8 protein-coding genes and 1 tRNA gene are annotated in these 13,614 nt (G+C 66.3%); 1 reads left to right on the forward strand and 8 read right to left on the reverse strand.

The window, feature by feature from the left end; genetic code table 11:
• The 8 genes from JWN03_RS17385 to JWN03_RS17420 form a co-directional block, all read right to left on the reverse strand.
• A partial coding sequence (locus JWN03_RS17385; RefSeq protein WP_297615774.1) for a non-ribosomal peptide synthetase occupies window positions 1-2,048 on the reverse strand: 2,048 nt, incomplete at its 3' end.
• 120 nt (window positions 2,049-2,168) lie between these two features.
• Complete coding sequence (locus tag JWN03_RS17390; RefSeq protein ID WP_297615776.1) at window positions 2,169-3,188, reverse strand: proline dehydrogenase family protein; 1,020 nt, start codon at window positions 3,186-3,188, stop codon at window positions 2,169-2,171.
• 31 nt (window positions 3,189-3,219) lie between these two features.
• Window positions 3,220-4,857, reverse strand: coding sequence for an L-glutamate gamma-semialdehyde dehydrogenase (pruA, locus tag JWN03_RS17395; RefSeq protein WP_297615778.1), 1,638 nt, complete (start codon window positions 4,855-4,857; stop codon window positions 3,220-3,222).
• Between the two features lie 59 nt (window positions 4,858-4,916).
• A complete protein-coding gene (locus JWN03_RS17400; protein WP_297615780.1) occupies window positions 4,917-6,566 on the reverse strand; it encodes a GMC oxidoreductase in 1,650 nt (549 codons plus the stop codon).
• A 291-nt stretch (window positions 6,567-6,857) separates the two neighbouring features.
• Window positions 6,858-6,931, reverse strand: a tRNA-Asp gene (locus tag JWN03_RS17405).
• Window positions 6,932-7,007: 76 nt separating this feature from the next.
• Window positions 7,008-8,114 carry a succinyldiaminopimelate transaminase gene (gene dapC, locus JWN03_RS17410; protein WP_297615782.1) on the reverse strand — a complete coding sequence of 369 codons (1,107 nt, stop codon included), beginning with the start codon at window positions 8,112-8,114 and terminating at the stop codon, window positions 7,008-7,010.
• Window positions 8,115-8,117: 3 nt separating this feature from the next.
• Window positions 8,118-8,441, reverse strand: coding sequence for a ferredoxin (gene fdxA / locus JWN03_RS17415; protein ID WP_297615784.1), 324 nt, complete (start codon window positions 8,439-8,441; stop codon window positions 8,118-8,120).
• 425 nt (window positions 8,442-8,866) lie between these two features.
• Window positions 8,867-11,470 (reverse strand): bifunctional FO biosynthesis protein CofGH, encoded by a 2,604-nt coding sequence (locus tag JWN03_RS17420; protein WP_297615786.1) that lies wholly within the window; start codon window positions 11,468-11,470, stop codon window positions 8,867-8,869.
• Window positions 11,471-11,714: 244 nt separating this feature from the next.
• Here JWN03_RS17420 and JWN03_RS17425 point away from each other — a divergent pair, with 244 nt between their 5' ends.
• Window positions 11,715-13,178 carry a hypothetical protein gene (locus JWN03_RS17425; RefSeq protein ID WP_297615788.1) on the forward strand — a complete coding sequence of 488 codons (1,464 nt, stop codon included), beginning with the start codon at window positions 11,715-11,717 and terminating at the stop codon, window positions 13,176-13,178.
• The last annotated feature ends 436 nt before the right edge of the window (window positions 13,179-13,614 follow it).

Genomic DNA, 13,614 nt, shown 5'->3' on the forward strand with positions numbered 1-13,614 from the left:
CGCAATACCTCGTGCCGCGCAACCAGATCCCGGGCCGCCGCGCGCAGCGCCTCCACATCGATGGCACCGCTCAACCGCACCGCCAGCGGAATATTGTCCACCGCACTGCCCGGATCGAAACGATTCAAGAACCACATGCGCTGCTGCGCGAACGACAGCGGAATGCGTTCCGGCCGCGACAGCGAACCCAGCGCCGCACCGGCGACCGGAGCCGCGTCCATCGAAAGTTCCTGTGCGAGGGCGGCTACCGAGGACACCTCGAACAGGAGGTGCACCGGCACCCGTAGGCCCAGCTCATTGCCGATACGCGCCGCGGCCTGCGCCGCGAGCAGCGAATTGCCGCCGAGTTCGAAGAAATCGTCATCCGCGCCGACGCGCGGATCGGGTTCGTCCCGCAGCAGCAGGGCCGCGAACACCTTGGCGATCACCACTTCCACGCGCGTGGACGGCGCCCGGAATTCCCTGGCCGCGAAGACCGGTTCGGGTAGTGCATCCCGATCCAGCTTGCCGACCGGCGTCAGCGGGATCTCGTCCAGCACCACAATGGCAGCGGGCACCATGTAGTCGGGTAGTGCCCCTCCGACGAAGGCCGCCAATTCCCCTGTGTCGACGGTATTTCCGGCGCGCGGCAGCACATAGGAGACCAGCCCGGTCGCACCCGACGGCAGCGTTCTGCCCAGTGTCGCCGCGTAATCCACGTCCGGATGCGCCGTCAGCGCAGTGTCGATCTCACCGAGCTCGATCCGCAGACCGCGAATCTTCACCTGTTGATCCGCGCGGCCCAGATACTCGATGGTCCCGGATTCCCTGCGCCGCACCAGGTCACCGGTGCGATACAGCCGCCGCCCGGACTGTCCGGCGCCGTCGGCGAACGGGCTGGCGACAAACCGCTCCGCCGTCAGATCCGGCCGCCGATGATAGCCCTGTGCCAGCGCCGGTCCCGACAGATACAGCTCGCCGATCACCCCGTCCGGCACCAGCCGCAGCCGCGGGTCCAGGATGAACGCCCCGACACCGGCGACGGCGGAACCGATGACGATCGGGTCTCCGGGGCGCAGCGCGGCGGTGCTGGTGACGAGAATCGTTGTCTCGGTGGGCCCGTAGGCGTTGTAGATCGAGCGGTGCGGCGCGTCCCAGCGCTGCAGCAGTTCCGGCGGGAAGGCCTCGCCGCCGACAACCACGGTGCTGACCGTATCGAGCCCGGCGGGATCCACCGATTCCAGCGCACCCGGCGTGATCGGCACATGGGTGACGGCCTCCCGGCGCAGCAGTTCGGCCAGGTCCGCGCCGCCGAACACCGTGGTGGGCGCGATCACCAGCGTCGCCCCGGCGGTGAAGGTCAGCAGGGTGATGAGCACCGAGAAATCGAAGCTGGGCGAGCTGGCGTACAGCACCCGGGAGGCGGCGGTGATGTCGTAGTGCTTACCTTCGGCGGTGATCAATCCGGCCAGGCCGGTGTGGGTGACCACCACACCCTTGGGTGTTCCGGTCGAGCCGGAGGTGTAGATGACGTAGGCGGGATGCTGCTCGGTCAGGGTGCGCACCCGGTCCGCATAGGAGACGGGATGCGCCGGATGCCGGGCGATCCGCTGCGCCACCGGCGGATCATCCAGTTCGATCCAGGAGGTTGTGATGCCGAGCGCGGCACGGTACTCCCCGAGGGTGAGGCCCAGTACCGCGCCGCAGTCGGTGAGCAGGTAGTCGATGCGATCCGGCGGATAGGCCGGGTCGACGGGCACGTAGGCCGCGCCCGTCTTCACGACGGCCCATACCGCCAGCACCGATTCGATGGACCGCGTAATGCCGATCGCGACCATATCGCCGGGACCCACCCCGCAGCCGATCAGTTCCCGCGCCAATTGCGAGGATCGCGCATCCAGATCGCCATAGGTGATCTCGCGCTGATCTTCGCTTTCCCCGGTCGGATTGAATCGGATGGCGAGGGCATCGGCCGCGGATTCGACCGTGGCGGTGAGTAGTTGACCGTAGAGCGGGCTGCCGGACCGCCGCCGGCGATTACCACGCGCGGTACGCGGAACGCTGTCCATGGCGCTGAACGTAACCGCGCCGAAAACGGCTCACGAGCCGAAAGATCCGGTGCCATCGAAGTTAGGGGCACTGTGGCAGGCCCCCGTTTCACACCTCCGGTTCCTGCGGATTCGGCAGTTCTACCCGCGCTCGGTGAGAGCCCGGAGGAAGAAACCGATATTCGCGGGACGCTCCGCCAGCCGGCGCATCAGGTAGCCGTACCACTGGGTGCCGTACGGAATGTAGACGCGCAGCGCGTGCCCGTCGTCGACCAGCCGGCGCTGCTCGGCATCACGAATCCCGTACAGCATCTGGAATTCGAAATCCCCCGGGCTGCGCCGGTGTTCGGCCGACAGCGCGAGCGCCGCCTCGATCATGGCCGGATCGTGCGAGGCGACCATGGGATACCAGCCGCCCCGCAGGAGCACATCCAGGCAGCGCAGATAGGACGCGTCCACCTCGGCCCGCCGTTGATAGGCGACGGTCTCCGGTTCCTGATATGCCCCCTTGCACAGCCGAACCCGCGTACCCGAGGCCGCCGCATCCCGGCAATTGTCCTCGGCGGTACGCAGGTAGGTCTGCATCGCCACTGCCAGCCAGGGGAATTCGGCGCGCGCCTGCTGCACCGCTGCCAGCGTGTCGTCGGTGGTGGTGTGATCCTCCGCGTCCACCGTCACCCACACCCGGGATTCCACCGCCTTGGCGCACAGCTTGTGCAGATTCTCGGCGGCAATGGCGGGCCCGTCGACCGCGATCGACTGCCCCAGCGCCGACAGTTTGAGCGATACCTCGACCCGTGGCACCGCATCCTCCGCCGGGGCGGACGCGGGCGCTCCGGCGGGCGCGGGCGGCGAGGTGGTCGGGCCGCCGGCCGCCACCGGCACCGCCCGATCCAGTTCGGCGAGCTGGTCGATGAGCGAAATGTATTCCGCCACAGCGGCATCCGCCATCGACCGCTCGGTGGTGTACTCCCCGAGGAAGTCGACGCTGACGGACCGCCCGCTGGCGAGCAGTGCCCGCACCACCGGGGCGAGTTCGGCGCGGGTCTCCCCCGCCACGAACCGCCGCACCACTCCGGCGGTGACCGGGGTCGCGGTCAAAGCCCGCTTCATGCGCGGCGAACCCGCCGCGGCGAGAATCAACGGCCGTAACGGGTTCATCGGCGCCTCCTGCTCGAATCGGTCGCCGGCTTCACGGCGTCTCCATATGCGGATAGCGGTAATCGGTGGGGGTGACGAAGGTTTCCTTCACGGTGCGCGGGGCGACCCAGCGCAGCAGATTGAGATACGACCCGGCCTTGTCGTCGGTCCCGGAGGCACGCGCACCGCCGAAGGGCTGCTGCCCGACAACCGCACCGGTGGGTTTGTCATTGACGTAGAAGTTCCCGGCCGCGAATCGCAGTGCGGCAGCGGCCTGTTCGACGGCCTGCCGATCGCGGGCGAAAATGGCACCCGTCAGGGCATAGGGCGAGGTCGAGTCCACGGCGGCCAGCACATCCGCATACCCGTCCGGACTGCTGTCGTCGTAGACGTACACCGACAGGATGGGCCCGAAGTACTCGGTGGCGAAGGATTCGTCGCCGGCGTCATCGCTGAACAGCACCGTGGGCCGCACGAACCAGCCCTCGTTATCGTCGTAGACGCCGCCGGCCGGGATGGCGATGCCCTGGTCCCGGGCCCGCTCGATGGCCGCGACATTCTTGTCGTAGGAGCGCCGATCGATCACCGCCCCACCGAAATTCGACAGATCCGAGACATCGCCATAGGTGAGCTCGTCCACCTCGGTCAGGAAGTCGTGGCCCATCTGCTGCCACACCGACTTGGCGATATAGGCGCGCGAGGCCGCCGAGCACTTCTGCCCCTGATACTCGTAGGCCCCGCGAATCATGGCGGTGCGCAGGGCATCCGGATCGGCGGAGGAGTGCGCGACAATGAAATCCTTGCCGCCGGTCTCACCCACCAGCCGCGGATAACTCTGGTACCGGCTGATATTCGCCGCGACGCTCTGCCACAGGAACTGGAAGGTCGGCGTCGAACCGGTGAAGTGGATGCCCGCCAGCCGCGGATCCTCCAGCGCCACCTCCGAAACCCGCCTGCCGTTGCCGGTGACCAGATTGATCACACCGGGCGGCAGGCCCGCGGCCTCCAGCAGCTGCATGGTGTAATACGCCGAAAGCGTCTGTGTCGGTGAGGGTTTCCAGACGACGGTATTGCCCATGAGCGCCGGAGCGGTGGGCAGATTCCCGGCGATGGCGGTGAAATTGAACGGTGTGATGGCGTACACGAACCCCTCCAGGGGCCGGTAGTCCATCCGATTCCACACGCCCGCAGACGATTGCGGCTGCTGCTCCATGAGCTGCCGGGCGAAGGCGACATTGAAGCGCCAGAAGTCGACCAGCTCACAGGGCGCGTCGATCTCGGCCTGCTGCACCGATTTCGACTGTCCGAGCATGGTGGCGGCGGCAATGGTCTCGCGCCACGGCCCGGCCAGTAGGTCCGCCGCCCGGAGCAGGACGGCCGCGCGTTCGTCGAACGGTAGCGCCCGCCAGGCCGGGGCGGCGGCGGTCGCGGCTTCGACGGCCGCGCTCGCCTCCTCATGAGTGGTGTCGGTGAAGGTGCCGAGCACATGTCGATGCCGATGCGGCATGACTAGGTCGGCACGTTCACCGGTACCGGGTTGATGTTTGCCGCCGATCACCAGCGGCACGTCGAGGGATCCTGCGGAGATTTCGGCGAGCCTGCCCGTCAGCAGTTCACGTTCTCGACTGCCCGGTGCATAGGTGTGCACCGGTTCGTTTACGGGGACAGGGACAACCGTGACAGCGTCCATATCCCAGGCTATCGCGACAACACGACCGCTGGGACGGACACGCGCCGGAAATTCTCCGGCTACTTCAGATCGTTGGCGATGATGTTCTCGATATTGCGCTCGGCCAGTGCGGTGATGGTGACAAACGGATTCACCGTCGTCATGCCGGGGATGAGCGATCCGTCGATCACGTACAGGTCCTTGTAGCCGGGCAGTCGCCCGTAGTTGTCGGTGGACTTGTTCAGCACGCAACCGCCGAGCGGGTGGTAGGCGAAATCATCACCCCAGGTCTTGACCCCGCCGAACAGGTCGGTGCGGTAGATGGTGCCTTCCTTGCTGTTGATCTTGTCGAAGATGCGCTTGGCCGCATCGATGCCCGGCTGATTCCATGCCGTCTGCCAGTTCAGGTCCACGCCGCCGCTGCCGGAGTTGTAGGTGAACGTGCCGCGGTTGGGGTTCTTGGTAATGGCCAGATAGAGGCTGGCGAATGTTTCGATGCCCGCCGGGAACGGCGAGACCTCGGCGAAGGCCGGACCACCGGCGTCAGCCCAGTTGTCGATGCCCAGACAGGGAATACACGATTGCAGGCTGCCGGTGGCGTCCCATGCCTGGTTCTGCCGGGCCACCATGACATTGCCGTTATTGCCCCAGCCACTGCCGACCGAATCCGGCAGATTGGGCAGCTTGCCGGTGGCCTTCTGCGTCACCAGCAGCTTGCTGGTGCCGACGCTGCCCGCGGCGAAGAACACCTTCTGCGCCACAACGGTTTTGGTGGCCACCGTAGTGCCGCTGGTATCGATCTGATTCATGACGACCGAATATCCGCCGTCGGTCGGAGACACGGTGGTGACAACGTGCTGGGCCGTAATGCCGACCTTGCCGGTGGCGAGAGCCGCTGCGAGATAGGTCTTGTCCAGCGACTTCTTGCCGAAGTTGTTGCCGTAGATGACCTCGGCGTTCAGCGCGGAGCGGGTGGCGGTCCCGGCCTGCTCCTGCTTCATGTAGTTGAAGTCGTACACATTGGGCACGAAGGTGTACGAAAACCCGGACCGCTGAGCCTGTTTGCGCCCGACCCGCGCGAATTGATAGCAGTCCGCGGTCTCGAACCAGCTCTGATCGATCTGGTTGACCCCGAGCCCGGCATTGGCGCGCGGGTAGTAGGTGCTGTACATCTGGCCCGCATCCACCGACGGCAGGATGCTCGCGAAGTTCTCCTGCTTCGGCGTCACCGCCATGCCGCCGTTGACCAGTGAGCCGCCGCCGACGCCGCGACCCTGGTAGACGCGAATCCCACTGAACTGCTCGGAATCCAGTACACCTGTGTACTTGCTGATGGACTTGTTGTACGGCGCGCCCATGAAGTGATTGACCGGCTGATCGGTCTCGGTGCGCAGCCAGAACGACCGGCCGTCGGGACTGAGCATGTTGCAGAAGATCTTTCCGTCGGAGCCGGCCTGCGACCACGACATACCCTTCTCCACCATGGCGACATCGATCCCGGCCTGGGCCAGCCGCAGCGCAGCTACCGCACCGCCATAGCCCGTACCGATGATCAGCACCGGAACTTTGTCCCCATCGGACAATTGCTTGGCCGGCGCTGCCTGCGCCGAGACCGCCCGAGCCAATACGGCTCCCCCCAAAATGACACCTGTTGCAGCTAAAAACCCCCGGCGGCTGACATTGCTGCCAAATTGGCTGCTACCAGTGTTTTCATACACAAATCCGCGCATGGATCGGCTCCTCATCGAGACCTAGGTGGGAACCTGTTATACGAACTGTGAAGTACCTGTGTGTCACTTTTGAGCAAAACTGAACACTTCGATCGGCGAGTCGACAAAGCGTGTCGCGCAACACATTAGCGAACCCGGAAACGGGGTTCTGAAAGGCGACAACTGATTTCGCAAGATCCGGGTAACTCACCGGGTACGTCCAAAATGGTTTCGGCTCTCAACCGCAGGCACGCGTGCCCGACGGGAAACGGCTCCAAGGCCGTGCGCAAAAGTTCCAGAGAGGTGGAACAGCGACCCTGACGGGACTCGAACCCGCGACCTCCGCCGTGACAGGGCGGCGCGCTAACCAACTGCGCTACAGGGCCATGCTTGATGTCGAAGCAAAACCACCGGGCCTTGCAACGCGGTAGACGTTAGCACGACCCGGTGGGCAGGAGTAAATCAGCTGGTCAGGCGTTCAACCGCAGCGGCGATGCGTTCGTCCGTGGCGGTCAGCGCGATCCGCACATGCTGTGCGCCACGCGGGCCGTAGAACTCGCCGGGCGCGGCCAGAATGCCACGTTCGGCCAGCCAGTCCAGGGTGGTGCGGCAGGGCTCGTCACGGGTCGACCAGAGGTACAGTCCGGCCCGCGAATCGTCGATCCGGAACCCGGCCTCCAGCAAGGCCTTTCGCAGCAGCTCGCGGCGCGCGCGATAACGCTCGCGCTGCTGCGCCTCGTGCGTATCGTCGCCGAGCGCCGCGGTCATGGCGGCCTGGATCGGGAAGGGCAGCATCATGCCGGAGTGCTTGCGCACCTCGAGCAATTCCGCGACCACCGCCGGATCGCCGGTGACAAAACCGGCGCGGTAGCTGGCCAGATTGGAGGTCTTGGACAGCGAGTGGATGGCGAGCAGTCCGGTGTGGTCGCCGTCGCACACCTCGGGATCGAGGATCGAGATCGCGCGGCCCTCCCAGGACAGGCCCAGGTAGCACTCGTCGGAGGCCAGGATCGCGCCCCGCTCGCGCGCGAATTCGACCACCTTGCGCAGATGTTCGACGCCGAGCACCTTGCCGGTCGGATTGGACGGCGAATTCAGGAAGATCAGCGCCGGCTTCTCCGGACCCAGCTGGGTCACGCTGTCCGCCCGCAGAATTCGGGTACCCGCCAGCAGCCCGCCCACCTCGTAGGTCGGATAGGCCACTTCGGGAATCACGACCAGATCGCCGGCGCCCAGCCCCAGCGTGCGCGGCAGTCCGGCGATCAGCTCCTTGGTGCCGATCACCGGAAGCACCGCCTCCGGCGCCACGCCGGTGATCCCGAACCGCCGCTTCAGTGCTGCGACAACAGCTTCGCGCAGTTCGGGTGTCCCGTGCGTCGTCGGGTAGCCGGGCACCGCCGCCACCGCGGCCAGGGCTTGCTGGATCAGCGGGTCCACCGGATCGACCGGTGTGCCCACGGACAGATCCACCAGGCCGCCCGGGTGCGAAGCAGCCTTCGCCTTGACGGAAGTAATGGTGTCCCAAGGGAAATCGGGTAGTAGCGCACTCACCCGGCCACGCGCGGTCAAGACCTACTCCGCGGCCATCGGGGGTAGCGCCGCGATGAACGGCACGTCGAAGTCCACCTTGCCGACCTTGGTCGCGCCACCGGGCGAACCAAGATCGTCGAACCACTCGATATTGGCGTTGATGTAACCGCTCCACTGATCCGGAGTGTCGTCCTCGTAGAAGATGGCCTCTACCGGGCACACCGGTTCACATGCACCACAGTCCACGCACTCGTCCGGTTGGATGTAGAGCATGCGCCCGCCCTCGTAGATGCAATCCACGGGGCACTCCTCGATGCACGCCTTATCCTTCACGTCAACGCACGGTTCAGCGATGATGTACGGCACTGCCGCTCTCCTAGTCTGTCCTCACATGCGGGATAGTCCGCCCCGCCGGAACAGTATCCCGGCCGGTACAGGTTACTACTGGTCAGCCTGTCCTAACTTGCTGTGTTTAATTTGCCCTCCGCTTCGCTCCGGGCGGGGCTGTGTTTATTTTGCCCTCCGCTTCGCTCCGGGCGGGTCGTGGCCCTGTTGCCCGGTTCTTCCCTCCCTCCGCTCCTCCAAGGCGCAGGTCTATGGAGCCGTTCGCTCCCCCGCTCCACTCAGTCCAGAACCGGGCGGGCCACGACCTTGGAGTACATGACCTGAGCGTCATGACCCACGGAACGCATGACCAGAACACCACGACCTTCGAGTACACGACCTGAGCGTCATGACCCACGGAACGCATGACCAGAACACCACGACCTTCGAGTACATGGTCCGTGGGGTCAGGCGACTGTCAGGGAGGCCGGCGAATGGTGCGGCGGGACACCGTAGGTGGTGGTGCGCTGGCGGACGGGGCGGCCGATGCCGGTGGCGATCTCGGTGAGTTCCTCGACCGATTTCGCGGAGCCGTGTTCGGAGCCGGCCATGCGGGAGATGGTCTCCTCCATGAGCGTTCCGCCCACATCGTTGGCGCCGCCGTTCAGCATCAACTGGGTTCCTTTGATGCCGAGCTTCACCCAGCTGGTCTGAATATTGTCGATCCGGCCGTGCAGCATGATGCGCGAGAGCGCGTGCGCGGCCCGGTTGTCACGAATGGTCGGCCCCGGGCGCGAGGCTCCGGCCAGGTACAACGGTGCGCTCTGATGCACGAACGGCAGCAGTACGAATTCGGTGAAACCACCTGTCTCGTCCTGAATTCCGCGCAGCACGCGCAGATGCCCGACCCAGTGCTTCGGATTGTCCACGTGCCCGTACATCATGGTCGAGCTGGAGCGGATACCCAGTTTGTGCGCGGTGGTGATGACCTCGATCCAGGCTGAGGTGGGCAGCTTGCCCTTGGTGAGCACCCAGCGCACCTCATCGTCCAGAATCTCCGCGGCGGTGCCCGGAATGGTGTCCAGCCCAGCCTCTTTCAGGGCCGAGAGCCAGTCGTGAATGCTCTGCCCGCCACGTGAAGCCCCATTGACGACCTCCATGGGGCTGAAGGCGTGCACATGCATGCTCGGGACCCGCGCCTTGATCGCGCGCACCAGATCCGCGTAGCCGGTGACCGGCAGCTCCGGATCGATACCGCCCTGCATGCAGATCTCGGTCGCGCCCTCGACATGCGCCTCCCAGGCGCGGTCGGCGACCTCGTTCGCGCTCAGCGTGAAAGCGTCCGCATCACCCTTGCGCTGCGCGAACGCGCAGAAGCGGCAGCCGGTGTAGCAGATATTGGTGAAGTTGATATTCCGGTTCACGATGTAGGTGACATCGTCACCGACGGTATCGCGGCGCAGCTGATCGGCCAGCGCGGTAATGGCTTCCAGGGCCGGGCCGTCGGCCGTGGCCAGGGCCAGGTACTGATCGTCGGTGAGCCCCGCCGGATCCTTCTCGGCGGCGTGCAGCGCGGCCAGCACCTCGGAGTCGAAGCGTTCGGGCGCGACGACCGCGAGCTCCTTGACCTGCTCGCGAATGGTCTCCCAGTCGCCGAAGGCGCCCAGGCCGTCACCGGCGAGCGCGGAATCACTGCGCGACTCGGTATTGCGGCCCTCGGAGTCGATGGCGGTATTGAGATCGACCCGGCCGACCGACTCCCAATCGTGGTCCGGCTCCTGCCAGGGCAGACCGACCGGATTCACCTCGCGCGCCAGGCCCGTCGCCGGATCGGCCAGTGCGGCCACGTGCCCGGACACCCGCGGATCGATCCACGGGTGGCCCGCCTGCACATACTTCGGATGCACGGTCAGGCGCTGTGTGAGCACATAGCCCGCATCGGCGGTGACCTGCGCCAGCGTCTCCAGATTCGGCCAGGGCCGTTCCGGATTCACATGATCGGGCGTGAGCGGCGAGACGCCGCCCCAATCGTCGATACCGGCATCGATGAGCGCGCGGCATTCGGCGAGCGATACCAGGTTGGGCGGGGCCTGAATCCGCATCTTCGGGCCGAGCAGCAGCCGGGCCACGGCAATGGTGGCGCAGAACTCCTCGAGACCCGCATCGGGGGTATTGCGCATGGCGGTGTCGTGCTTGGCCAGGAAGTTCTGCACGATCACCTCCTGCACATGCCCGAAAGCCTTGTGCGACTTGCGAATCGCCATAATCGATTCGGCGCGCTCGGTGAGGTTCTCGCCGATGCCCACCAGAATGCCGGTGGTGAACGGCACCGACAGGCGGCCCGCATCGGTCAGCGTGCGCAGCCGCACCGCCGGATCCTTGTCCGGGCTGCCGTAGTGCGCCTGGCCCGGCTCGGTGAACAGGCGGGTGGAGGTGGTCTCCAGCATCATGCCCATGGACGGGGCCACCGGCTTGAGGCGGGACATTTCGGCCCAGCTCATCACGCCCGGATTCAGGTGCGGCAGCAGGCCGGTTTCCTCGAGTACCCGGATGGACATGGCGCGCACATAGTCGAGGGTGGAGTCGTAGCCGCGCTCGTCGAGCCACTGCCGGGCTTCCGGCCAGCGCTCCTCCGGGCGGTCACCGAGGGTGAAAAGTGCTTCCTTACAACCGAGTTCGGCGCCCTGCCGGGCGATCTCGAGGACCTCGTCGGGCTCCAGGTACATGCCCTTGCCCTCGGCGCGCAGCTTGCCGGGCACGGTGACGAAGGTGCAGTAGTGGCACTTGTCGCGGCACAGATGGGTGAGCGGGATGAACACCTTGCGCGAGTAGGTGATCGGCAGCGTCTCGCCCGCATAGCCCGTCTCGCGCAGTCCCGCATCGCGCACCCGGGCCGCGGATTTACTCAGATCTTCCAGGTCGGCGCCGCGCGCCTGCAGCAGCACCACCACCTCGTCGAGGTTGAGCGTCGCGCCGTCGCGCGCCCGCCGCAACGCCCGGCGCATCCCCGAGGGGCTGGGCGGAGCCGGTGGGGTACTCGGGTTCGGTAGATCCGTCACGCTCTCGATCATGCGCCATCCATCCGGCTGATCCGACTCGGGTGCCATAAGGGTTGGCAACCGGGCAGTACGGCAGGCTATTCCACCGTCGCCCCCGCATATCCTCGCGCACTCCGGCGGTGATCGCCCGATGTGACATGACGGATGGGGCAAAACCTTGCGAGGGCCTGGCTGCTCTTCTAAGGTCATCCGCCACGATTACTCGCATCATTCGATTCGAATATTCGCACTGGACGTTTACAGAAAGCGGGAATCCGTGCTCGAGAGACTCAGCCGCGCCACCGTCGTCGCCGCGGCCGGTGCGACGCTCATGCTGACCATCGCCACGAGTCCGGCCTCGGCCGCCTTCGGTCCGCCGCCGCCCGCCAATCCCTATCTGGGACCGGTGGGCACCGCGACCATGCACGGTGATGCGGAATCCTCCGATTCCACCCCGCTCCCCGGACCCGGCACCGGCGGTATCAATGCCGACTTCCACGAAGAGGCCGCGGCCTGCCCGACCATCCTGCAGGGCGCGGACGGTTTGCCGCAGGCGCTGTGCACCAAGATCACGGACCGGTCGCCGGAGGTGCTGCTGCTCGATCCGAACAGTGGAAACACGCTCGCCACACTGGATCTCACCAAGGGCAGCCTGCTCGGCGGCGTGTACGCCTACCTCGACCAGCAGGACCGCATGGTCACCGTCGACGGCAGCGGCGAGCTGCTGCGCATCGGGCACCAGCGCGGCGCGGACGGGTCCTGGGCGCTGTCCATCGCGTCGAAAACGCCTGTATCGCAGGCGGTTACCGCACACTGCGGCAGCGGGGACTGTGATCATGTCGCCGCGGTGACGCCCGACTACGACGGCCGCGTCTGGTTCGCCACCGACAATGGTGCGGCGGGTTTCGTGGATCCGGCCACCGGCGCGGCCCGCGCCATCGAACTCGCGCCCGGCGAAACGGTGGCCAACAGCATCTCCTCGGCGCCGCAGGGCGTCTCCATTGCCACCGACCACGCGCTCTACCAGCTGAGTGCCGACTCCTCGGGCAATCCGCAGATCCTGTGGCGGCAGCCCTACGATCGCGGCCCCGCCCGCAAGCCCGGCCAGCTGAGCTGGGGCACCGGCGCCACCCCCACCTTCTTCGGACCCGGCAACGGCACCGAATACGTCGCTATCACCGATAACGCGGCGCCCAAGGAAAGCCTGCTGGTCTTCGACACCGCCACCGGCCACAGCGTCTGTTCGGTCCCGGCCATCGACGGCACCGAGAACTCCCCCATCGGCTCGGGCAACAGCCTCTTCGTCGCCAGCACCTACGGCTACCCGTATCCGCAACTGCCCGCCAATGCCGGCCCCAGCCAACCGGCCAGCGCCTCCTTCACCGGCGGCATGACCCGCATCGACGTCACCGGCTCCGGCTGCTCGGTGGTCTGGACCGACACCGTCCCCTCCGCCGCAGTCCCCCGCCTCTCCCTGGCCGACGGCAAGATCTACACAGTCGCCCGCTACGGCGCACTGGGCTCCGGCAGCGCCGGCCTACTCCCCACCGGCAGCGCCGGCGGCGTAGCCGACACCTACAAATTCACCGTCATCGACGCCGCCACCGGCAAGGTCGACAGCGAACAATCCCTGGGCGCCACCACAGTCCAGGACACCCTCCAAATGGTCGGCACCATCGCCCCCGGCCGCATCCAATACCAAGGCACCCTAAGCGGCCTCTTCCGAATCACCCCCCGCTAACCCCCGCCGCCCCTCCACCACACAGCACCCCTCCACGCCCCACAGCACATATTCGGACCGTGTGAACCAGACCCAGGCTGTGCCGTCCCGACAACGGACGACACAGCACCACCCTTAGTCGGACAGCGTGAATTCGCGCCGCGCCGAACCGGAACCGGCTGCGCGATCCCGACGGTGAACAACACAGCGCCACTCCTGGTCGGACAACGCTAATTCGCGCCGCGCCGAACCGGAACCGGCTGCGCGGTCCCGACGGTGGACAACACAGCGCTGCTCTTGATCGGACAGTGTGTATTCGGGGTGTGGGAAAGCGGGGCGGGGTGTGCGGTCTCGATGGGCGCTGCGGGGTGTGGCAACTGCCGCGCTGGGGGGCGGAATCGTGAAAGCATGGCGGGTATGTCCGATCGTCCCGCCTCAGGCGACGTCCGCAGTGCCT

Origin of the sequence: Nocardia sp. (assembly GCF_025465275.1) — a bacterium.
GTDB lineage: Bacteria > Actinomycetota > Actinomycetes > Mycobacteriales > Mycobacteriaceae > Nocardia.

Excerpts from the sequence above, each read along its gene's own strand:
- JWN03_RS17390 (WP_297615776.1), bottom strand. The coding sequence starts at position 3,188 with ATGAACCCGTTACGGCCGTTGATTCTCGCCGCGGCGGGTTCGCCGCGC.
- pruA (WP_297615778.1), bottom strand. The coding sequence starts at position 4,857 with ATGGACGCTGTCACGGTTGTCCCTGTCCCCGTAAACGAACCGGTGCAC.
- JWN03_RS17400 (WP_297615780.1), bottom strand. The coding sequence starts at position 6,566 with ATGCGCGGATTTGTGTATGAAAACACTGGTAGCAGCCAATTTGGCAGC.
- JWN03_RS17420 (WP_297615786.1), bottom strand. The coding sequence starts at position 11,470 with ATGATCGAGAGCGTGACGGATCTACCGAACCCGAGTACCCCACCGGCT.